This is a genomic window from Staphylococcus sp. EG-SA-15 (assembly GCF_017151895.1).
Lineage (GTDB): Bacteria > Bacillota > Bacilli > Staphylococcales > Staphylococcaceae > Staphylococcus > Staphylococcus aureus.
Genome location: NZ_JACVZN010000041.1, coordinates 1 through 22,943, shown reverse-complemented (window position 1 = coordinate 22,943; position 22,943 = coordinate 1). Strand labels below are relative to the sequence as shown.

Here is a 22,943-nt window from a genome sequence, read left to right as displayed (position 1 = left end):
CAGACTCAGACAGCGACTCAGACTCAGATAGCGATTCAGACTCAGACAGTGATTCAGATTCAGACAGCGATTCAGAATCAGACAGTGACTCAGATTCAGATAGCGATTCGGACTCAGATAGCGACTCCGATTCAAGAGTTACACCACCAAATAATGAACAGAAAGCACCATCAAATCCTAAAGGTGAAGTAAACCATTCTAATAAGGTATCAAAACAACACAAAACTGATGCTTTACCAGAAACAGGAGATAAGAGCGAAAACACAAATGCAACTTTATTTGGTGCAATGATGGCATTATTAGGATCATTACTATTGTTTAGAAAACGCAAGCAAGATCATAAAGAAAAAGCGTAAATACTTTTTTAGGCCGAATACATTTGTATTCGGTTTTTTTGTTGAAAATGATTTTAAAGTGAATTGTTTAAGCGTAAAATGTTGATAAAGTAGAATTAGAAAGGGGTCATGACGTATGGCTTATATTTCATTAAACTATCATTCACCAACAATTGGTATGCATCAAAATTTGACAGTCATTTTACCGGAAGATCAAAGCTTCTTTAATAACGATACAACTGCTAAACCATTAAAAACTTTAATGTTGTTACATGGATTATCAAGTGATGAAACGACATATATGAGATATACAAGCATAGAAAGGTATGCGAATGAACACAAATTAGCTGTGATTATGCCCAATGTGGATCATAGCGCATATGCTAACATGGCATATGGTCATAGCTATTATGATTATATTTTGGAAGTGTATGATTATGTTCATCAAATATTTCCACTTTCCAAAAAGCGTGATGACAATTTTATAGCAGGTCACTCTATGGGAGGATATGGCACAATTAAATTTGCATTAACACAAGGGGATAAATTTGCCAAAGCTGTACCATTATCTGCTGTGTTTGAAGCGCAAAATTTAATGGATCTAGAGTGGAATGATTTTTCAAAAGAGGCCATAATTGGCAATCTTTCAAGTGTTAAAGGAACTGAACATGATCCGTATTACTTGCTAGACAAAGCTGTAGCTGAAGATAAACAAATTCCAAAATTGCTCATTATGTGTGGTAAACAAGACTTTTTATATCAAGACAACTTAGATTTTATCGATTATTTATCACGCAAAAATGTTCCTTATCAATTTGAAGATGGACCAGGAGATCATGATTATGCATATTGGGACCAAGCGATTAAGCTTGCTATAACATGGATGGTGAATGATTAATTATTTCCTGGAAAATATGTGGTTGCATTAAATACACAGAGTGAGAGATACAAACTATTTACGCACGACTAACATTTCTAAGTGTTTAAATTAAATTTGTATTAATATGATTGGCGCAATTTGCTGATACACAAAAATGTTTCTCGTGAAACTTAGATTTAGCTTATAGTTTTATCATCATTTGTATGACTTACATTATAAATTTTATTATAATGAGGTTAACGCTTTGAAAGGAGTCATCATCATGTCGACCAATAAAAACGATTATGAGCATATGTTGTTTTATTTTGCATATAAAACCTTTATTACTACCGCTGATGAAATTATAGAGAAGTATGGTATGAGTCGTCAGCATCATCGTTTTTTGTTTTTTATCAATAAATTACCTGGTATTACTATTAAATCATTACTAGAAATATTAGAAATTTCTAAACAAGGATCACATGCAACACTTCAAAAATTAAAAGAGCAAGGTCTCATTATTGAAAAAGTTTTAGAGACTGATCGACGTGTCAAAAAATTATATTCGACGGATAAAGGCGATCAACTCATTGCTGAATTGAACAAGGCGCAAGATGAATTATTGCAAAATATATATCAACAAGTCGGTTCGGATTGGTATGATGTGATGGAAGCATTGGCTAAAGGGCGACCTGGCTTTGATTTTATTAAGCATTTGAAAGATGAAAAAGAAAGCTAGCATCAGAAATGTTAAAAATCTTCGCATTCTTAAATTTAAAAAATATGTCAAAAAGTGTATAATAAAAACATATAATTTAATTGAACTCAGTTTCAACACATCTTAGAAAGGAGTTTGAATGATGAAAAAATTAGCAGTTATTTTAACATTAGTTGGCGGTTTATACTTCGCATTTAAAAAATACCAAGAACGTGTTAACCAAGCACCTAACATTGAGTACTAAATTAAACCATAAAAAATTCCCGAACACCTTGTTATAGTGCTCGGGAATTTTTTTATGCTTTACTTGAATATATCAAATATTATTTTTGCGCTTTCTGTATTTTCGATATTACCACTAAATGATTCTGATCTAGGTCCGTAAGCGTAGGTATTAACATCCTCGCCTGTATGTCCATCGGAAGTCCACCCTGTATAAGATTTATCATTTACTGGCTTCTGAATAGCGTGTTGTAGGGCTTTTGTTTGCGTTTCTACTTCTGCGGATTTTTCGTCTTTTTCTTTTTTAAGTAGTCTTTTTAGCTTTTTATTCTCTTTTTTAACCTTTTTCATATCATCTTGTGAAAATTCAAATCCATAACCTTCATTAATAACTTTTTCAGGGTCTTCACCTTTAGCAATTTTTTCTGTCATATATGATCCAGAGTGTTTCATAGATTTAATCGGTTGAGGATTCCATTCGTATCCTTTATCTTTACCAATTGTTAGACCACCAGTAGAGTGATCTGCTGTTGCAACGACAAGTGTATCTTTATGTTTCTTAGCATATTGAATGGCGTCATCGAATGCTTTTTCAAAACCTTCCATTTCAGACATAACGCCTGTAATATCGTTGGAATGCGCTGATTTATCTATAGAAGCACCTTCGACCATTAAAAAGAAACCTTTTTTATTACGCTCAAGCTTACTAAGTGCACTTTGTTGCATATCAGCTAATGATGGTTCGTCTTTAGAAGCATCTATTGCAAGTGGCATATTTTTATCTGCAAACAAACCAAGAACTTTATCTTTATCAGATTTTGATAACTCCTTACTGTTCGTGGCAAGGTCGTAACCATCTTTTTTGAATTTTTTATCTAAATTGCCATTACTTTTACCGAAATATTTAGCGCCACCGCCTAATAAAACATCAACTTTATGCTTTCCGTTGATTTTATCTTTATAAAATTGTTTAGCGATTTCGTTTTTATCATCTCTAGAAGTCACGTGTGCAGCATATGCTGCTGGTGTTGCATCTGTTAATTCAGCTGTTGAAACAAGACCAGTCGACTTACCTTTTTCTTTTGCACGTTCAAGCACTGTCTTTACTTTCTGCTTGTTACTGTCAACACCGATGGCACCATTATATGTCTTATGGCCAGAACTAAAGGCTGTTCCGCCAGCTGCAGAATCAGTAATATTCTGTTTTGGGTCATTTGAATATGTACGATTTGTGCCTTTTAAATATGAATCAAAAGCAGTAGGGGTCATTTCTTTGGTATGCGAATCATTTTTATAATAACGATAAGCTGTGTTAAATGATGGACCCATGCCATCGCCAACTAAAAAGATAACATTTTTTGGATTTTTAGTATTACCAACCGCGAAACTTTCATCTTTAGAACTTTTATCGGATTGCGCAATTGCAGGTGTGACAGAACTGAAAACTGTTGACACGATAATAAGGTTAGCAACTGCAAATTTTGTGGCTTTTTTAACTGATAACATAAGACATCCTCCTGAGTATATGACTATGTCTTCAGTGTAAAAGAGGAATTTTGAGCAATTATGTAGTTTTAGTTAAAAATATGTAAACAGAGTGATTTAGAATAACAAAAAATGAATATATATGACAATTTGTTATAGAAAGCGTTAGAATAGAAGCGTGTGAAAATATAGAATTAAATATAATTTGAGGTGGAAAAATGATACTAGTAATGTTATCTCCATTATTAATCATATTCTTTATAGTGTTGTCTATTTTAGAAGAGCGTAAACGTACGAAGAAAAAGCAACTCGAGAAAGAAAAAGCAAATACACTAAATCAAAATACAAATGACACGGAAAGTTCAAATCAAGAGCCGTCATTGCAGCAGGCTAAAGAACAAAAAGATAACAAAGGATAATTCAATTGAAGGAAGAAGATTATAGATGAAAATATTAATTGTTGAAGATGATTTTGTTATAGCAGAAAGTTTAGCATCTGAACTTAAAAAATGGAATTACGGTGTTATTGTCGTTGAACAATTTGATGATATACTGTCTATCTTTAACCAACATCAACCTCAGCTTGTATTGCTAGATATTAATTTGCCAACGTTAAATGGTTTTCATTGGTGTCAAGAAATCCGAAAAACATCTAATGTGCCAATTATATTTATTAGTTCCCGTATTGATAATATGGACCAAATTATGGCAATACAAATGGGGGGAGATGATTTTATCGAAAAACCATTTAACTTGTCATTAACGATTGCCAAAATTCAAGCATTATTGAGACGAACTTATGACTTGTCAGTAGCTAATGATTCATTGACGGTTAAAGGTTGTACATTAATATTAGATGAAGCAAAAGTCGTGTATCAAGAACAAAGCATACAGCTATCTTTGACTGAATTACAAATATTAAAGTTATTATTTCAAAATGAAGATAAATATGTAAGTAGAACTGCTTTAATTGAAAAATGTTGGGAATCAGAAAACTTCATAGATGATAACACATTAGCTGTTAACATGACGCGCCTGCGTAAAAAATTAAATACTATTGGCGTTAATGATTTTATCATTACAAAGAAAAATGTCGGATATAAAGTATAGGGTGAATGTAATGACCTTTCTTAAAAGTATTACTCAGGAAATAGCAATAGTCATAGTTATTTTTGCTTTATTTGGCTTAATGTTTTACCTGTATCATTTGCCATTAGAAGCATATTTACTAGCACTTGGCGTTATTTTATTATTATTACTCATATTCATAGGTATTAAATATTTAAGTTTTGTAAAAACTATAAGCCAACAACAACAAATTGAAAACTTAGAAAATGCGTTGTATCAGCTTAAAAATGAACAAATTGAATATAAAAATGATGTAGAGAGCTACTTTTTAACATGGGTACATCAAATGAAAACACCCATTACTGCAGCACAACTGTTACTTGAAAGAGATGAGCCTAATGTTGTGAATCGTGTTCGTCAAGAGGTTATTCAAATTGATAACTATACAAGTTTAGCACTTAGTTATTTAAAGTTATTAAATGAAACTTCTGATATTTCTGTCACTAAAATTTCGATTAATAATATCATTCGCCCAATTATTATGAAATATTCAATACAGTTTATTGATCAAAAAACAAAAATCCATTATGAACCTTGTCATCACGAAGTATTAACTGACGTTAGATGGACCTCTTTAATGATAGAACAATTAATAAATAATGCACTTAAGTATGCGAGAGGTAAAGATATATGGATTGAATTTGATGAGCAATCCAATCAATTATACGTAAAAGATAATGGTATCGGTATTAGTGAAGCGGACTTGCCTAAAATATTTGATAAGGGCTATTCAGGTTATAATGGCCAGCGCCAAAGTAACTCAAGTGGGATTGGTTTATTTATCGTAAAACAAATTTCAACACACACAAACCATCCTGTTTCAGTCGTATCTAAACAAAATGAGGGTACAACATTTACGATTCAATTTCCAGATGAATAAAAACTTTCAATATTGTAAGTATACTAGTAACATTTTTTTACTAATTTAAATGTTATTAGTATTTTTTTGTTTTAATATAGATACTAACAAAGAAATGAGGTGCATGCCATGTTGCTAGAAGTGAAACATGTAAAAAAGGTTTATGGTAAAGGTTTGAATGCTACGACAGCACTTAATCAAATGAATTTATCAGTTGGAGCTGGTGAATTTGTTGCAATTATGGGTGAGTCTGGGTCAGGGAAGTCTACACTACTAAATTTAATTGCTTCTTTTGATGGACTAACTGAAGGTGACATTATTGTGGATGGCGCACATTTAAATAATATGAAAAATAAAAGTAAAGCACTGTATCGTCAACAAATGGTAGGTTTTGTTTTTCAAGATTTTAATCTTTTACCAACAATGACGAATAAAGAAAATATAATGATGCCATTAATTTTAGCTGGTGCTAAACGAAAAGATATAGAACAAAGGGTACATCAGTTGGCAGTACAATTACATTTAGAGGGATTCTTAAACAAGTATCCTTCTGAAATCTCGGGGGGTCAGAAGCAACGCATTGCCATTGCACGTGCATTAGTTACTAAACCGACGATTTTACTAGCCGATGAACCTACAGGTGCACTTGATTCAAAAACATCAAAGGCATTGATGATGTTATTTCAAGAGATTCATCAATTGGAACAGACAATTTTAATGGTAACTCATTCAAATATCGATGCGTCTTATGCAGAGCGAGTAATTTTTATTAAAGATGGGCGTCTATATCATGAAATATATCGTGGCGAAGAAAGTCAATTAGCTTTTCAACAACGAATAACAGATAGCTTAGCACTTGTGAATGGAGGAAGTGTCAATATATGAAGTTAAGATTGTTATGGCACATAGTGCGACGTCAATTTATTACGCAGCGACTTGTAATCATTCCATTCATTTTAGCGGTAAGTGTACTATTCATGATTGAATATACGCTTGTGTCAATTGGGTTAAATAGCTACATAAAACAGAAGAATGACTTCCTAGTACCATTTATTATCATAGCTAATTTTTTTATGGCGCTTTTAACTTTTATTTTTATTTTCTATGCAAATCACTTTATGATGTCACAAAGACGAAAAGAGTTTAGCATTTTTATGACATTGGGCATGACCAAGAAAAGTATGCGTTTAATTGTAGTGATGGAAACTATCTTACAATTTGTGATAATTTCAGTCGTTAGTATTGCCGGCGGATACTTACTTGGTGCGATATTTTTCTTGTTTATACAGAAAATAATGGGCAGTGAAGTTGCGACGTTAAGGTATTATCCATTTGACTCTGTAGCGATGTTTATTACTTTGATTATCATTGCTGTATTAATGGGCATGCTACTTATATTCAACTTGTTCAGTATTAATTTTCAACGGCCGATAACTTATCAACATCGTTCCGATTCTAGTGTCATATCACGATGGTTGCGTTACGTTTTAATTGTTATAGGAAGCGCAGCACTATATTTAGGTTACTTTATTGCATTACAACAAGATACGACGTTTGGTGCCTTTTTTAAAATATGGATTGTCATAGGATTAGTTATTATCGGTACTTATGCATTTTTTGTAGGTATAAGTGAAATAATTATTAGTATATTGCAGCAGGTATCAAAAGTTTACTATCATCCACGGTATTTTTTTGTGGTAGTTGGGATGCGTGTACGTCTTAAAATGAATGCAGTCAGTCTTGCAACAATCACTTTGCTGTGTACATTTTTGATTGTAACGCTCACAATGACATTAACAACCTATCGTGATATGAATCATACCATTACGAAATTGATTACGAATGATTATGATTTGTCATTTAGCGACAATTCTAAGTCACAAATAGAACGTCAACAAACAATTGAGAATATTAAACGTGATATACAGGGTTCGGTTAATGCAAAAGACTTCAAAGTATATGAAACGACATTATTTAGAGCTTCTTTAGAAAAGAATCGTGCTTATTACAAGTTAAAACAGGCTAGTGATGATATTCCAATAGACTTCATTGGTAATGAAGGCGCGATATTTTCAAGACAATCAGTAATGATTACAGCTTTTACTGCACAAGATTATAATCGATATCACCAAAACAAATTACACTTAGACAATCAAAGTATAGGTATGATTACGAATGTACCTATTTTTAAAAAGCAGTCTAAGGTCGGTCTTAATAATGAAGTCTTTAAAGTGAAACAACTTGACGCACATGCGTTAAATTTGATGATGATTCAAGATAGTATGGTTTTAATTGTTAAAGATAACAATCAATTACAAAAAGTAAAAGGATTTTATGCACATGAACAAAAGAATTCGACAATATCGATAAACTTTAATGTATTTGGAAAGACGAAATTAACAACATCACAAATACAAAAGCTATCGAAAAAATACGATGCGTCAATAAATTCTAAATCAGAAATGCTAATGGTTTGGGATCGTTTGACAGGTGGACTAATATTTGTAGGTGGCGTAGTATCAATTGTACTTGTCATTGGAATATTTCTAATGATGTACTATAAACAAGTTTCAGAAGCCTATGCAAATCAGCACAATTATGACATTATGAAAAAACTTGGTTTAGATAATGGAAGAATAGCAAAGATAACACGAAATCAAATGACTTTCTTGTTCGCAATACCAATAACAGTAGCACTGATTCACACATTAATTTCTAGTAACATTGTATATACGTTACTAAATATGATAGGTATTAATAACCATCATATATTTTTAACAAGTTACGTACTAGCAGTCATTATAATTTCGTTTCTATATATGGCGATGTACAAAATAACTTCCTATATTTATGCTAAAGTTATTCATCAACAACGCAATTAACCATGTTTCAGTGAAATCACAATCAATCATGTATTTTCACTGAAATATATTATATTAAAAAGAAACCTAAAAACATTACAAATAACAATAACAAATTTCAACCGATAAGATAAAATGTCTTGTCGGTTTTTAATATAACAAGTGATATTTTGGAAATGCCAAAAATATATAGATTGTTTATATAAAATGATTTAAAATGTTTTATAACAACATATTTTATGCAACACATAAAATGGGTAACTAACATCACGAAATCATTGTATTTGTTGTTACACTGATGAAGCGATGTCACAAAGAAATGTCGTTATCAAACGAAGCCCGAAATACATACTGATACTCGAAATAATGTAACGATAAATAACAATGATAACGATTGATTACTACGCAAAAATATATGTAAATTGACGATTTAAATGCAATTCGTATATTTTGCCAATGATTTACACATTAAAATGTTTGAAAATTGTCATAATTCAGTCTAATTTAAAAGGAAGTTAATTACAAAATTCAAAAATCATGCATCGTGTCATTTAGATATTGAAAAAGATGAGTCAAATTTGTTTCATATATTTTCCAATAACAAATTATTATATCTAAATATACAATCAGAAATATATGAATAGAAATATCAATAAGAAAAATAATATGATTAAAAATGATGAATGGCATACTTATAAAGTGTCTAAATATTGGCGGTCAATATTACTTATAAACACGAATGTTAAGTAATGTAGACAATGATGAAAAAACAATAAGTAGAAACTCTATATAGAATGTTCGTTTTTATTTTTAATAATTGAATAATCATTATTGATGATTTAATATGTATTCGGTCGCACACGATACAAAGTGACTTGTTTTAATGATATGCAATAATATGACGTTTATCGTCGCGTGTAACAATGTATGAGTGTGTCAGTTTAATTTTAAAAGGGTTATAAGGATATTTAATAAGATAAAGGAGGGCTTAATAAACAATCACATGTGAAGTTTTTAAGGATTATATGAGTTGGGCAGCTCTTTAATCCATAGTTATAACGAATTTTAAATTGTTAGATCTAACGTATGGTATCAGTATGTATGAGTTTAACTTAAGTATTAATCTATAGTTTAAAGAGCGGTCTAATTGTCTTTTTAAAAATAGAAAATAAGGATGATTATAATGAGGGGTTATAACGAAAGATATTGTAGCTGGACTAATACAGCTATACAATGTGATTATTTTAATAAAGTAAGACAGGTGAAAAAAGACGGTAAATCGGATAGGTTGAGCAACAACATAAACTCGAACATTATTTATCGTGTGCTCGAAAAATGTATCACGCTATATAATGTATGTTCGCGGTGTAAACGCGCACTTATTTTATCAGAACATTCTAAAAAGAACATATTCAATATAAAAAAGGCTGTGTAGGGGTGTCTTATGAATAATAGAAATGTGTATGATATCGAAGTAAGTGATTATAAAGGCTTAACTTATAAATTAGAAGCATTTAGAGGTAAAGTGATTTTAGTTGTTAATACTGCAACAGAATGTATATATAGCGAACAATTGAAAAAACTAGAGACTTTGTTTCAAAAATATAAGGATCGTGGGTTTGTAGTGTTGAGTTTTCCGAATAATAATTTTGACAATCGACAACCAGGTTCTAATGAAGAAATCTTGAAAATTAGTCGTGAGAAATTTGGTGTTACATTTCCAGTGCTAGCTAAAATATCTGTGAACGGGAACGATGAACATCCGTTATTTACGCATTTAAAGAATGAACAACCAGGAATCTTTGGGTCCCCAATAAAATGGAATTTCACAAAATTTATAATCGATCGACAAGGCAATGTTGTAAATCGATTCTTGCCAATGGAAGATCCATTGGATATATCGACAAATATAGAAATATTATTGCAAGAATCTTCATCTTAAATTTAAAATTGAGCGCTTAGTATGCAAATAACACAAGAGCCTCTTAATGATGTACTAATAGTATGTCATTAGGAGGCATTTTATATTTAGAAAATCAGTAATTTGACCTATTTTACTGAAAGGCTGATTTGGTACATAATAAATAGTAAATAAATAAAAAATAACAACGATGCATTACTGTATGCATTAATAACTGACACGACATAATCAAAGTTTTGTCTGAATTACTGATAATGTCATTCAAGCAACATGAAAGTTGTAAATATTTGCAAGTATAACTATCAGACACAACTCAAGTTTGTTTTAATTTATACCATACATATTAAAAAATTGACTAAACTATCGATAAAAAAAAGAGTCAATCATCTATTTCAAGTTTATTGAGGTGAAAACATTTGAAATTAAATACATCTAATAGTCCATTTACAGAAAAACAAGTCACAGAGATTAACAATCTGCTGCAAACATTAACAGAGAGCCAACAACAGTGGCTTAGTGGTTTTTTACTAGCTAATAGTAACGATACGACAAGTGATAGTAATCAACAACAATTAGAGACAGAAGTGTGGCAACAATCACAAATATCAGAAGAACAAGCAACTTCAACAACGTATATGTTACAAAATAAAGAGCCACATATCGAAGCTAATCAGCGGCATGTTACAGTGCTATATGGTTCTGAATCAGGTAATGCCATGCGTTTAGCTGAAATTTTTTCAGAACGTTTAAGTGATATCGGACATCAAGTTGTTTTGATGTCAATGGATGAATATGATACGACAAACATCGCGCAGTTAGAAGATTTATTTATTATTACGTCTACTCATGGTGAAGGAGAACCGCCTGATAATGCATGGGATTTCTTTGAATTTTTAGAAGACGATAACGCACCTAATTTAAATCATGTGAGATATTCAGTACTAGCTTTAGGTGATCAAACATATGAATTTTTCTGTCAAGCTGGTAAAGATGTAGATGCTTTACTAGAAAATCTAGGCGCTGAGCGTATATGTAAGCGTGTAGATTGTGATATTGATTATGAAGAAGACGCAGAAAAGTGGATGGCAGACATCATTAATATGATTGATACTACATCAGAAGGTATTCAAAGTGAATCGGTGATAAGTGAATCAATTAAGTCTGCCAAAGAAAAGAAATATTCTAAATTAAATCCATACCAAGCAGAAGTTTTAGCGAATATCAATTTAAATGGTACCGATTCAAATAAAGAAACACGACATATAGAATTTTTACTTGATGATTTTAGTGAATCATATGAACCAGGAGATTGTATAGTAGCATTACCGCAAAACGACCCTGAATTGGTTGAAAAACTAATATCCATGTTAGGTTGGGATCCGCAATCTCCGGTGCCAATTAATGATCATGGTGATACAGTTCCTATTGTTGAAGCACTAACATCACATTTTGAATTTACTAAATTAACATTGCCATTATTGAAAAATGCAGATATCTATTTTGACAATGAAGAATTATCTGAACGTATTCAAGATGAGTCATGGGCGCGTGAATATGTTATAAATCGGGACTTTATAGATTTAATAACAGATTTTCCAACTATAGAATTACAACCTGAGAATATGTATCAAATCCTTAGAAAATTACCACCAAGAGAGTATTCGATTTCTAGTAGTTTTATGGCAACGCCAGATGAAGTGCATATTACCGTTGGTACGGTTCGTTATCAAGCACATGGACGTGAGAGAAAAGGTGTATGCTCGGTTCATTTTGCTGAGCGAATTAAACCAGGCGATATAGTACCAATTTATTTGAAGAAAAATCCGAACTTCAAATTTCCGATGAAGCAAGATATACCGGTTATTATGATTGGACCAGGTACTGGAATTGCTCCTTTTAGAGCATATTTACAAGAACGTGAAGAACTTGGTATGACTGGGAAAACATGGTTGTTCTTTGGCGATCAACACCGTAGTTCTGACTTTTTATATGAAGAAGAAATAGAAGAATGGCTTGAAAATGGAAACTTAACACGCGTAGATTTAGCATTTTCAAGAGACCAAGAACACAAAGAATATGTACAGCATCGTATAATGGAAGAAAGTGAACGTTTCAATGAATGGATTGAGCAAGGCGCAGCAATCTATATTTGTGGTGATGAAAAATGTATGGCGAAAGATGTCCATCAAGCCATTAAAGATGTATTGGTAAAAGAACGTCATATTTCTCAAGAAGAAGCGGAGACGATATTGCGTCAAATGAAACAGCAACAACGCTATCAACGTGATGTTTATTAGCGATTGGTGTTAAATGTTTTAAGATGAAATGACGTAAAAAGATATAAAGGATGTTGCTCAACATGAATATGCCATTAATGATAGATTTAACAAATAAAAATGTCGTCATAGTTGGTGGAGGCCTCGTTGCAAGTCGTCGGGCACAAACATTAAGTCAATACGTTGAACACATAATGGTTATCAGTCCTGAAATCACTGAAAAACTTCAAAATATGGTAGATAAAGGTGTCGTCATATGGAAAGAAAAAGAGTTTGAACCAAGCGATATTGTAGACGCGTATCTAGTTATTGCAGCAACCAATGAGCCACGTGTCAATGAAGCGGTAAAACAAGCCTTACCTGAGCATGCCCTTTTTAATAATGTTGGAGATGCATCAAATGGCAATGTTGTATTTCCAAGTGCACTACACCGCGACAAGCTAACTATCAGTGTATCAACTGATGGTGCGAGTCCTAAGTTGACAAAATCAATTATGGCAGAGCTTGAGGCGTTATATCCACCATCATACAGTTCGTATATCGACTTTTTATATACTTGCCGACAGAAAATAAAGTTACTTGATATGAATCACAGCGAAAAGCAGCAATTGTTATCACAAATAGTGACGAAAGAATTTATAAACGATACTAAACAAGCTCAATTTTTAGCGTGGTTGGATAAAAAATAATAACTGTGTGCCGTCTAAAGGCAGTCTTGAAGTAATAACATGTCTGTTTGTAAATGAAGATGGGATGCATACTAATAATTTCTAAGCGAAGATGATAAACATATGTAAGATGATTTCTAACATAGAGAAATAGACGATTTGAAAAATCTTAATAAATATATAGGTTATTAGAAAAACTGGTTGAAGTTGCTATGAATAATAGCTAATTTTAGCCAGTTTTTTTGTGTAATAGAACCGAGAATTCAACCATTGCTATTAAAAATGATACTTATGAAAAGATTCAAATTAATCAATTGGATTCAAATAGTCATTAGAGATACTGCATAAAAATTAGATAACCGAATTAACTATTACGCAAAAAAGATTTTTTTGATAAAATGAGATAACTTAAATATAAAAAATTATATTAATTATAATATTTAAGTTAAAGAGGGGGATTATGTAAATTGTATTAAAAGTGGAGGGAGAAAATAATATGAATAGTGATAATATGTGGTTAACAGTAATGGGGCTCATTATTATTATTTCAATTGTAGGTTTACTCATTGCCAAAAAGATAAATCCAGTTGTTGGTATGACAATCATACCTTGCTTAGGTGCAATGATTTTAGGATATAGTGTGACAGATTTGGTTGGATTTTTTGCTAAAGGGTTAGATCAAGTCATCAACGTTGTTATTATGTTTATCTTTGCTATTATTTTCTTTGGCATCATGAACGATAGTGGTTTATTCAAGCCGCTTGTCAAACGCTTAATAATAATGACACGAGGCAATGTCGTCATTGTCTGTGCAATGACAGCTTTAATTGGCACAATAGCCCAATTAGATGGGGCCGGTGCGGTAACATTTTTGCTTTCTATTCCTGCATTATTACCTTTATATAAAGCGTTAAATATGAATAAATATTTATTGATTTTACTATTAGCATTAAGCGCGGCGATTATGAACATGGTACCTTGGGGAGGTCCAATGGCACGTGTAGCTGCAGTGTTAAAAGCCAAAAGTGTCAATGAATTATGGTATGGATTAATTCCTATTCAAATAATAGGATTCATTCTTATTATGTTGTTTGCGGTATATCTTGGATTTAAAGAACAGAAACGTATCAAAAAAGCAATAGAGAGAAATGAATTACCGCAAACACAAGATATAGATGTACATAAATTAGTTGAAGTATATGAACGAGATCAAGATGTAAGGTTTCCTGTAAAAGGACGTGCAAGAACAAAATCATGGATAAAATGGGTGAATACAGCTTTAACTTTAGCTGTTATTCTATCGATGTTAATAAATATTGCGCCACCTGAATTTGCATTCATGATAGGTGTCTCATTGGCGCTCGTTATTAATTTTAAATCAGTGGATGAACAAATGGAGCGATTAAGAGCGCATGCGCCGAATGCATTAATGATGGCTGCAGTGATTATTGCAGCAGGTATGTTTTTAGGTGTACTAAATGAAACCGGTATGCTTAAAGCGATTGCGACGAATTTAATCAAAGTGATTCCTGCAGAAGTAGGACCATACTTGCATATTATTGTAGGTTTACTTGGCGTACCATTAGATTTACTAACTAGCACAGACGCTTATTATTTTGCTGTGTTACCGATCGTCGAACAAACAGCAGGGCAATTTGGTGTACCGTCTGTATCAACAGCTTATTCAATGGTTATAGGGAATATTATAGGTACATTTGTCAGTCCGTTTTCACCAGCCTTATGGTTGGCAATTGGTTTAGCAGAGGCAAACATGGGCACGTATATTAAGTATGCATTCTTTTGGATTTGGGGATTCGCCATCGTTATGTTAGTAATTGCAATGTTGATGGGCATTGTGACGATTTAAGTATGAAAAATAGAAACTATAGTCCCGGTGCAAAATGAAATAATAGTTGCATAAACATGTCGAAATGACAGAACGATTCGAGAACAATTTTAAAAATTAATGAAATAATTGTGTAGAAATATGAATTTCACTAAATGTTAATAACTTTGTGACGTTTTAGTTAACAGACTAATAAAAATTTGAAAATACTATATATAGTGGTATAACGTAATGAGTAGACACAATATATAGGAAGAAGGGGTAAAATGAATCAAATCGAAGAAGCATTAACGGGTTTGATTTCTAAAGATCCTGCTATTGTTAACGAAAATGCCAACAAAGATAGTGATACATTTTCAACAATGAGAGATTTAACAGCAGGTATCGTTTCTAAATCTTACGCATTAAATTATTTATTACCAAAGCACGTTGCAGATGCACATCAAAGAGGGGACATACATTTTCACGACTTAGATTATCATCCATTCCAACCGTTAACAAACTGTTGTTTAATAGATGCTAAAAATATGCTACATAATGGATTTGAAATAGGCAACGCGAATGTAACTTCACCAAAATCAATACAAACTGCATCAGCGCAGCTTGTACAAATTATAGCCAATGTTTCCAGCAGTCAATATGGTGGCTGTACGGTTGACCGCGTTGACGAATTACTTAGTACATATGCACGACATAATGAAGAACAACATAGAAATATCGCAAAGCAATTTGTCAAAGAATCTGAAATTGATCGTTATGTTGATCAACAAGTCACTAAAGACATCAATGATGCGATTGAAAGTCTAGAATATGAAATTAATACCTTATATACATCTAATGGACAGACACCTTTTGTAACATTAGGATTCGGCTTAGGTACAGATCATTTAAGTCGCAAAATTCAACAAGCTATCTTAAATACTCGTATCAAAGGCTTAGGAAAAGACCGCACGACAGCGATTTTCCCAAAACTTGTATTTTCAATTAAAAAAGGAACCAACTTTAGTCCGCAAGATCCGAACTATGACATTAAACAACTAGCATTAAAGTGTTCAACGAAACGTATGTATCCAGATATTTTAAATTATGACAAACTCGTAGAAATATTAGGTGATTTCAAAGCGCCAATGGGTTGTCGTTCATTTTTACCAAGTTGGAAAGATGCGGAAGGTCATTTTGAAAATAATGGTCGTTGTAATCTTGGTGTTGTTACACTTAATTTACCTAGAATGGCATTAGAATCTGCCGGTAATATGACGAAATTCTGGGAAATCTTTTATGAACGTATCGATGTGTTACATGATGCATTACTTTATCGTATAAATCGTTTGAAAGATGCTGTACCGAATAACGCACCGATTTTATATAAAAGTGGCGCATTTAACTATAAATTAAAAGAAACAGATGATGTTGCTGAGTTATTTAAAAATAAACGTGCAACGATTTCAATGGGCTATATAGGGTTGTATGAAACAGCTACTGTTTTCTATGGTCCAGACTGGGAAACATCTCAAGAAGCAAAAGCATTTACGCTTGAAATTCTTAAAGAAATGAAACGTTATCAAACGAAATGGACAGAATTATATGACATTTGGTTCAGTATTTACAGTACGCCGAGTGAATCGCTAACGGATCGTTTTTGTCGTTTAGACCAAGAGAGATTTGGAGATATTAAAGACATTACAGATAAAGGATATTATCAAAACTCTTTCCATTATGATGTACGTAAAGATGTTACACCTTTTGAAAAGTTAGATTTTGAAAAAGATTATCCTTATTATGCGAGTGGTGGTTTCATTCACTATTGTGAGTATCCGAAATTGCAACACAATTTGAAAGCACTAGAAGCGGTATGGGACTACTCTTATGACAAAGTTGGTTACTTAGGTACAAATATTCCGATTGATCATTGTTATGAATGTGATTACGATGGAGATTTTGAAGCAACTGAAAAAGGATTTAAATGCCCGAACTGTGGCAATGATAATCCTAAAACAGTTGATGTCGTTAAACGAACATGTGGTTACTTAGGCAATCCAGTTCAACGTCCAGTAATTAAAGGCCGTCATAAAGAAATTTGCGCACGAGTAAAACATATGAAAGCGCCTAAAGAATGACACTTTTAGACATTAAACAAGGACAAGGTTATATTGCTAAAATAGAATCAAATAGCTTTGTTGACGGTGAAGGAGTAAGATGCAGTGTTTATGTATCAGGATGTCCATTTAATTGTGTTGGATGTTATAACAAAGCCTCACAAAAGTTCAGATATGGCGAGAAATACACTGATGAAATATTAGCAGAAATATTAGATGATTGCGATCATGATTATATATCTGGGCTAAGTCTATTAGGTGGCGAACCATTTTGTAATTTGGATATTACATTAAATCTTGTCAAAGCATTTCGAGCACGTTTTGGAAATAAAAAGACAATTTGGGTATGGACTGGATTTTTATATGAATATTTAGCAAATGATTGTGCAGAACGTCGAGAGTTATTATCATACATTGACGTTTTAGTAGATGGTCTATTTATACAACACTTATTCAAACCTGATTTACCATATAAAGGTTCTTTAAATCAACGCATTATAGATGTACAACAATCACTCTCGCATGCGCGTATGATTGAATATATAGTTAGTTGAATATGTATTAGAAGTCAAGGTAACATTCGTTGCCTTGGCTTCTTTTTAGGTTAGGTACATAATTGAAAGTTAATAAAAGCAATTCTTTAGAAAAATATATTGATAGAATATGACCTAACAATCATTTTGATACCAATACTAAAAGTTGCATATCCGTTTTTTAAAAAAGTTGAAAGAGAAAAGTGGTATTTTAGTGGGAAGGAAGTCTAACTTTTTGGTAGCGTTTTACAATAAATAAATATTCGTTAATAACGTATAAATATTCTTAAATGCCGTCCTAGTAAAATTTGTTAAATTCGTTAAATCATAACTTAACACTATTGTTTTAGCGCTATTAAGGTTTTGTTTATTACGGGAAAAATTATATAAATATTCAATAATTGCCAAGTTTTAAATTGTATGAAATTTGCATTATTATTAAATGTTAGTTATTGTCAATTTTGTGAATCAATATAATTATTACATTTTGAGATAAATCGAAACAGGATTCATAAAATTAATAATTAGGGGGAGCACAATTGAAAAAAGAGAAAGTTATGGACTGGACGACCTTTATAGGGACAGTAGCTGTACTTCTTTTTGCAGTTATACCTATGATGGCTTTTCCAAAAGCAAGTGAAGATATCATCACTGGTATTAATAGTGCCATTTCTGATTCAATTGGTTCGATATATTTATTTATGGGGCTGGCGATTTTTTGCTTTGTAATGTATATCGCATTTGGTAAATATGGTAATGTCACACTTGGTAAAGCAAGTGATAAACCAGAATTTAATACATTTACATGGGCGGCAATGCTGTTTTGTGCAGGCATAGGCTCTGATATTTTATACTGGGGCGTTATTGAATGGGCTTTTTACTATCAAGTTCCACCAAATGGCGCGAAAAGTATGAGTGATGAAGCACTCCAATATGCGACGCAATATGGTATGTTCCACTGGGGGCCAATTGCTTGGGCTATTTACGTTTTACCAGCATTACCAATTGGTTATTTAGTATTTGTTAAAAAACAACCGGTGTATAAAATTAGTCAAGCTTGTCGTCCGATTTTAAAAGGTCAAACAGATAAATTTGTAGGTAAAGTTGTAGATATCTTATTTATCTTTGGATTGCTAGGTGGTGCGGCAACATCACTAGCGTTAGGTGTGCCATTAATTTCTGCAGGCATAGAAAGATTAACTGGTTTAGATGGTAAAAATATGATTTTACGTTCGGCCATTTTATTAACAATCACGGTTATATTTGCCATTAGTTCATATACAGGATTGAAAAAAGGTATTCAAAAGTTAAGTGATATCAACGTTTGGCTATCCTTTGTACTTTTAGCCTTTATATTTATTATTGGACCGACTGTTTTTATTATGGAAACGACAGTGACAGGGTTCGGAAATATGTTGAGAGATTTTTTCCATATGGCAACATGGTTAGAACCATTCGGTGGTATTAAAGGTCGAAAAGAAACGAATTTCCCACAAGACTGGACAATATTCTACTGGTCATGGTGGTTAGTATATGCGCCATTTATCGGTTTATTTATCGCTAGAATTTCAAAAGGTCGACGCCTTAAAGAAGTCGTGCTAGGAACAATTATTTATGGAACGCTTGGATGCGTATTATTCTTTGGTATTTTTGGTAACTATGCTGTGTATTTACAAATTTCTGGACAGTTTAATGTAACACAATATTTAAATACACATGGTACAGAGGCAACCATTATTGAAGTGGTGCATCATTTACCATTCCCATCATTGATGATTGTACTATTCTTAGTATCTGCTTTCTTATTCTTAGCAACAACATTTGATTCGGGTTCATATATTTTAGCGGCAGCATCTCAGAAAAAAGTGGTAGGCGAACCATTACGTGCCAATCGTTTATTCTGGGCATTTGCATTGTGCTTATTGCCATTTTCATTGATGCTAGTTGGTGGCGAACGTGCATTAGAAGTATTGAAAACTGCTTCAATACTGGCAAGTGTGCCATTAATTGTTATTTTTATTTTCATGATGATATCATTTTTAATCATTTTAGGGCGCGATAGAATTAAACTTGAAACGCGTGCTGAAAAATTAAAAGAAGTTGAACGTCGTTCATTGCGAATCGTTCAAGTATCAGAAGAAGAACAAGACGATAATTTATAATTCAAAGCGGGTCTGGGACGACGAAATGAATTTTGTGAAAATATCATTTCTGTTCCATTCCCCTTTTTTTAGTAGCATTGTAGGATGAACTTTTAGGTTTTCATTAATGTTGTACTAAAAGATTTAATTTTTTAGTGCTCCAAGTACTTATTTATTGTATGAAGCATATTCTAAATCGAAGTTTGAAAGACTCTCATTGATTATTAAATTAAATAAAGGGTATTGCGTATGTACAATTCAAATTAATCGAAGGATGAAATAAAATGACTAATCAATTTAAAAATAAACAGTCCAAATTACATGACAGTTTAGAATCCATCACAAAAAACTTATATGCGACACCTACTTCGGAACTGCCTTTTGATAATCGATTTCTATTTAAATCTTTTATTTTAAAACGTGAAACAGGTAATATTGTTATCTATCATTCCGAACACTTAGGTGACTCCCAACAAGACTTTGCATCATTAGGTGGTGTTTCAAAAGTATTGATGAATCATGATCATGAATCTATAGGAGGTTCTAATCAAGTTGAAGCTCCTTACTTTATACATGAAAATGATGTGGCTGCACTGAAACATAAGATTTCTGTTCAAAAACAATTTAGTAATCGTGTAATGTTGGATAAGGATTTAGAAGTTATTCCCGCGCCTGGACATACACCAGGGACGACACTGTTTTTATGGGATGATGGTCATCATCGTTACTTATTTACTGGAGATTTTATATGTTTTGAAGGGAAGAGATGGCGTACAGTTATATTAGGTTCAAGTGATAGAGAAAAATCTATTCAAAGTTTAGAGATGGTTAAAGAATTAGATTTTGATGTACTTGTACCTTGGGTTACTATCAAAGATGAACCGTTAGTTTATTTTGTAGAAAATGAATATGAAAAACGTGAACAAATACAAAATATTATTGATAGAGTACGTGAGGGCGAGAATAGCTAATTGAAATATATTGGCGAAGCAATGTAACGAATCTAAGAAAGCCCTAGAAAATACCTCCATAATTGATTGTCATATAAAACAAAAACGGTAATTTCTATTTATTGAGATAGAAATTACCGTTTATTTCGTGGACCTATTGCATTGTTTTTATCATGCATAATCATCATTGTCGTTGTTTGAGTCAATTTTAATTTTCAGAATCAGAAGGCTGTTCTGGAATTGGGAAATATTTGAAAATTTCACCGCTTTCAATCGCTTCGGTTAACTGTTCTAACCATTCGTAATAAACATGTGTATGATCAAGCTGAGCTTTAATTTTTTGTGCCTCTTGTGTTTCAGCTTCAGTTAAATCACTGCTTTCAAGTAATGGATTGATAATAGCTTGAGCATCTTTTACTGCTTCGACATTGATGTCAATTTCACGCTGAAATTTTTTAGTGAAAAAGTTTCGGAAAAAGATGAAAAAGTCTTTCTCGGCGATAAAATGTTGTTTGCGGCTTCCTCTCGTAAATTGTTGTTTAACAATATCAAATTCCTGCAATTTCTTAACGCCAGCACTCATACTTGGTTTGCTCATTTGCAATTGATGACGCATTTCATCAAGCGTCATACTGCCTTCAAACACCATAGTGCCATATAAGTTTCCTACACTTCTATTAGTGCCATACAAATCCATTGTCTGTCCAATTGAATTAATTACAATATCTTTTGCTTGTTCTAATTGTTGCTGTTTGTTCTGAGAACGAGTCATCATTGCACCTCCGTACATCATTTTGGTCACGTTAAAATAAATACTAATACATTATAAAACCTTTTCTAAAAAAAGACATTAAAAATATTTAAAGCATTAAAGTTAAATGTTTCGTTAAATAAAAATCTAACGAACTTACAAAACTTAATTCTTGAGTTGTTTTGTAAATTGACACATTTTTCATTTCTATGCTAACATAAGTTTGTAAAATTCGTTAAATAAAAATTTAACAAACTTAACGGAGGTTGTTGAATGGAACTTTTAAAACATTTATCTCAGCGTCAATATATTGATGGTGAGTGGGTTGAAAGCGCGAATAAAAATACAAGAGATATTATCAATCCTTACAATCAAGAAGTGATATTTACGGTTTCTGAAGGGACAAAAGAGGATGCAGAACGTGCAATCTTAGCTGCAAGACGTGCGTTTGAGTCTGGTGAATGGTCGCAAGAAACTGCTGAAACAAGAGGTAAAAAAGTACGTGCCATCGCGGACAAGATTAAAGAACATCGCGAAGCGTTAGCACGATTAGAAACATTAGATACTGGAAAAACGTTAGAAGAATCATATGCAGATATGGATGATATTCATAACGTGTTTATGTATTTTGCTGGATTAGCAGATAAAGACGGTGGCGAAATGATTGATTCACCAATTCCAGATACAGAAAGCAAAATTGTTAAAGAACCAGTAGGTGTAGTTACACAAATTACACCTTGGAATTATCCGTTATTACAAGCATCATGGAAAATTGCGCCAGCGCTTGCTACGGGTTGTTCAATAGTTATGAAACCAAGTGAAATTACACCATTAACAACGATACGTGTTTTTGAATTAATGGAAGAAGTTGGTTTCCCTAAAGGAACAATTAATCTTATTCTAGGTGCAGGTTCTGAAGTTGGTGACGTAATGTCAGGTCATAAAGAGGTTGACCTTGTATCATTTACAGGTGGCATTGAGACTGGTAAGCATATTATGAAAAATGCTGCTAATAATGTTACGAATATTGCCTTGGAACTTGGCGGTAAAAATCCAAACATTATCTTTGATGATGCTGATTTTGAATTGGCAGTAGACCAAGCGTTAAATGGTGGATATTTCCATGCAGGTCAAGTTTGTTCAGCAGGATCAAGAATATTAGTACAAAACAGTATTAAAGACAAATTTGAGCAAGCACTTATTGATCGCGTGAAAAAAATCAAATTAGGTAATGGTTTTGATGCTGATACTGAAATGGGACCAGTGATTTCAACAGAACATCGTAATAAGATCG

The 22,943-nt window shown here is 32.5% G+C and carries 25 protein-coding genes and 1 pseudogene; 21 read left to right on the top strand and 5 right to left on the bottom strand.

What is annotated here, in order from left to right; genetic code table 11:
* The 4 genes from IDG64_RS13445 to IDG64_RS15600 form a co-directional block, all read left to right on the top strand.
* A partial coding sequence (locus IDG64_RS13445; RefSeq protein WP_206171336.1) for an LPXTG cell wall anchor domain-containing protein occupies positions 1-356 on the top strand: 356 nt, incomplete at its 5' end.
* A gap of 115 nt (positions 357-471) precedes the next feature.
* Positions 472-1,233 carry an alpha/beta hydrolase gene (locus IDG64_RS13440; protein WP_000323447.1) on the top strand — a complete coding sequence of 254 codons (762 nt, stop codon included), beginning with the start codon at positions 472-474 and terminating at the stop codon, positions 1,231-1,233.
* A 244-nt stretch (positions 1,234-1,477) separates the two neighbouring features.
* Positions 1,478-1,933 carry a MarR family winged helix-turn-helix transcriptional regulator gene (locus tag IDG64_RS13435; protein WP_000106185.1) on the top strand — a complete coding sequence of 152 codons (456 nt, stop codon included), beginning with the start codon at positions 1,478-1,480 and terminating at the stop codon, positions 1,931-1,933.
* 121 nt (positions 1,934-2,054) lie between these two features.
* Positions 2,055-2,156 (top strand): SE2200 family small protein, encoded by a 102-nt coding sequence (locus tag IDG64_RS15600; protein WP_000731972.1) that lies wholly within the window; start codon positions 2,055-2,057, stop codon positions 2,154-2,156.
* Between the two features lie 59 nt (positions 2,157-2,215).
* Here the strand turns inward: IDG64_RS15600 and IDG64_RS13425 are convergent, their stop codons facing one another.
* Positions 2,216-3,640: an alkaline phosphatase gene (locus tag IDG64_RS13425; protein ID WP_000953757.1), complete on the bottom strand. Its 1,425-nt coding sequence runs from the start codon at positions 3,638-3,640 to the stop codon at positions 2,216-2,218.
* Between the two features lie 197 nt (positions 3,641-3,837).
* Between IDG64_RS13425 and IDG64_RS13420 the strand changes: the two genes are divergently transcribed.
* The 8 genes and pseudogenes from IDG64_RS13420 to IDG64_RS13385 all read left to right on the top strand — a co-directional run bounded on the left by IDG64_RS13420 (position 3,838) and on the right by IDG64_RS13385 (position 10,409).
* Positions 3,838-4,038, top strand: coding sequence for a hypothetical protein (locus IDG64_RS13420; protein WP_000604727.1), 201 nt, complete (start codon positions 3,838-3,840; stop codon positions 4,036-4,038).
* Between the two features lie 25 nt (positions 4,039-4,063).
* On the top strand, positions 4,064-4,729 hold the full coding sequence (gene nsaR / locus IDG64_RS13415; RefSeq protein ID WP_000697879.1) for a nisin susceptibility-associated two-component system response regulator NsaR: 666 nt from the start codon (positions 4,064-4,066) through the stop codon (positions 4,727-4,729).
* Positions 4,730-4,739: 10 nt separating this feature from the next.
* Complete coding sequence (gene nsaS, locus IDG64_RS13410; protein WP_000143420.1) at positions 4,740-5,627, top strand: nisin susceptibility-associated two-component system sensor histidine kinase NsaS; 888 nt, start codon at positions 4,740-4,742, stop codon at positions 5,625-5,627.
* A gap of 108 nt (positions 5,628-5,735) precedes the next feature.
* Positions 5,736-6,491 (top strand): ABC transporter ATP-binding protein, encoded by a 756-nt coding sequence (locus IDG64_RS13405; RefSeq protein WP_000923760.1) that lies wholly within the window; start codon positions 5,736-5,738, stop codon positions 6,489-6,491.
* Entirely contained in the window at positions 6,488-8,488 is a 2,001-nt protein-coding gene (locus tag IDG64_RS13400; RefSeq protein ID WP_000776751.1) for an ABC transporter permease, read from the top strand. Before IDG64_RS13405 ends, IDG64_RS13400 begins: the two co-directional genes overlap by 4 nt.
* A gap of 658 nt (positions 8,489-9,146) precedes the next feature.
* A pseudogene (locus IDG64_RS13395) lies at positions 9,147-9,260 on the top strand (hypothetical protein).
* A gap of 381 nt (positions 9,261-9,641) precedes the next feature.
* Positions 9,642-9,902: a hypothetical protein gene (locus IDG64_RS13390; protein WP_001791974.1), complete on the top strand. Its 261-nt coding sequence runs from the start codon at positions 9,642-9,644 to the stop codon at positions 9,900-9,902.
* Between the two features lie 9 nt (positions 9,903-9,911).
* Positions 9,912-10,409, top strand: coding sequence for a glutathione peroxidase (locus IDG64_RS13385; RefSeq protein WP_001065268.1), 498 nt, complete (start codon positions 9,912-9,914; stop codon positions 10,407-10,409).
* Positions 10,410-10,516: 107 nt separating this feature from the next.
* Here IDG64_RS13385 and IDG64_RS13380 read toward each other — a convergent pair whose 3' ends face one another.
* Positions 10,517-10,609 carry a hypothetical protein gene (locus tag IDG64_RS13380; protein WP_010956583.1) on the bottom strand — a complete coding sequence of 31 codons (93 nt, stop codon included), beginning with the start codon at positions 10,607-10,609 and terminating at the stop codon, positions 10,517-10,519.
* Positions 10,610-10,804: 195 nt separating this feature from the next.
* Between IDG64_RS13380 and IDG64_RS13375 the strand changes: the two genes are divergently transcribed.
* The 6 genes from IDG64_RS13375 to IDG64_RS13350 all read left to right on the top strand — a co-directional run bounded on the left by IDG64_RS13375 (position 10,805) and on the right by IDG64_RS13350 (position 18,038).
* Positions 10,805-12,685, top strand: coding sequence for an assimilatory sulfite reductase (NADPH) flavoprotein subunit (locus tag IDG64_RS13375; RefSeq protein WP_000775148.1), 1,881 nt, complete (start codon positions 10,805-10,807; stop codon positions 12,683-12,685).
* Between the two features lie 62 nt (positions 12,686-12,747).
* A complete protein-coding gene (locus IDG64_RS13370) occupies positions 12,748-13,353 on the top strand; it encodes an NAD(P)-binding protein (protein ID WP_001057045.1) in 606 nt (201 codons plus the stop codon).
* A gap of 475 nt (positions 13,354-13,828) precedes the next feature.
* Positions 13,829-15,199 carry a CitMHS family transporter gene (locus tag IDG64_RS13365; protein ID WP_001083491.1) on the top strand — a complete coding sequence of 457 codons (1,371 nt, stop codon included), beginning with the start codon at positions 13,829-13,831 and terminating at the stop codon, positions 15,197-15,199.
* A 245-nt stretch (positions 15,200-15,444) separates the two neighbouring features.
* Positions 15,445-17,295 (top strand): anaerobic ribonucleoside-triphosphate reductase, encoded by a 1,851-nt coding sequence (nrdD, locus tag IDG64_RS13360; protein ID WP_001071729.1) that lies wholly within the window; start codon positions 15,445-15,447, stop codon positions 17,293-17,295.
* Complete coding sequence (gene nrdG / locus IDG64_RS13355) at positions 17,292-17,828, top strand: anaerobic ribonucleoside-triphosphate reductase activating protein (protein ID WP_000173328.1); 537 nt, start codon at positions 17,292-17,294, stop codon at positions 17,826-17,828. The genes nrdD and nrdG overlap by 4 nt, the downstream gene beginning before the upstream one ends.
* A 99-nt stretch (positions 17,829-17,927) precedes the next feature.
* The gene (locus IDG64_RS13350; RefSeq protein WP_001790600.1) at positions 17,928-18,038 is read left to right on the top strand and encodes a hypothetical protein; all 111 of its coding nucleotides are present in this window, start codon (positions 17,928-17,930) and stop codon (positions 18,036-18,038) included.
* Positions 18,039-18,053: 15 nt separating this feature from the next.
* Here IDG64_RS13350 and IDG64_RS13345 read toward each other — a convergent pair whose 3' ends face one another.
* Positions 18,054-18,215, bottom strand: coding sequence for a hypothetical protein (locus tag IDG64_RS13345; protein WP_001789302.1), 162 nt, complete (start codon positions 18,213-18,215; stop codon positions 18,054-18,056).
* 131 nt (positions 18,216-18,346) lie between these two features.
* Between IDG64_RS13345 and IDG64_RS13340 the strand changes: the two genes are divergently transcribed.
* Together IDG64_RS13340 and IDG64_RS13335 are read left to right on the top strand one after the other, a co-directional pair.
* On the top strand, positions 18,347-19,969 hold the full coding sequence (locus IDG64_RS13340; protein WP_000711870.1) for a BCCT family transporter: 1,623 nt from the start codon (positions 18,347-18,349) through the stop codon (positions 19,967-19,969).
* A 263-nt stretch (positions 19,970-20,232) separates the two neighbouring features.
* Entirely contained in the window at positions 20,233-20,919 is a 687-nt protein-coding gene (locus tag IDG64_RS13335; protein ID WP_000184394.1) for an MBL fold metallo-hydrolase, read from the top strand.
* Positions 20,920-21,106: 187 nt separating this feature from the next.
* Here the strand turns inward: IDG64_RS13335 and cudC are convergent, their stop codons facing one another.
* Together cudC and IDG64_RS13325 are read right to left on the bottom strand one after the other, a co-directional pair.
* Entirely contained in the window at positions 21,107-21,670 is a 564-nt protein-coding gene (cudC, locus tag IDG64_RS13330; RefSeq protein WP_000198598.1) for a choline uptake/conversion transcriptional regulator CudC, read from the bottom strand.
* An 88-nt stretch (positions 21,671-21,758) separates the two neighbouring features.
* Complete coding sequence (locus tag IDG64_RS13325) at positions 21,759-21,854, bottom strand: hypothetical protein (protein ID WP_001789908.1); 96 nt, start codon at positions 21,852-21,854, stop codon at positions 21,759-21,761.
* A gap of 68 nt (positions 21,855-21,922) precedes the next feature.
* Here IDG64_RS13325 and IDG64_RS13320 point away from each other — a divergent pair.
* Positions 21,923-22,943, top strand: a 1,021-nt coding sequence (locus IDG64_RS13320; RefSeq protein WP_206171335.1) for an aldehyde dehydrogenase family protein, incomplete at its 3' end; no start/stop codon positions are given.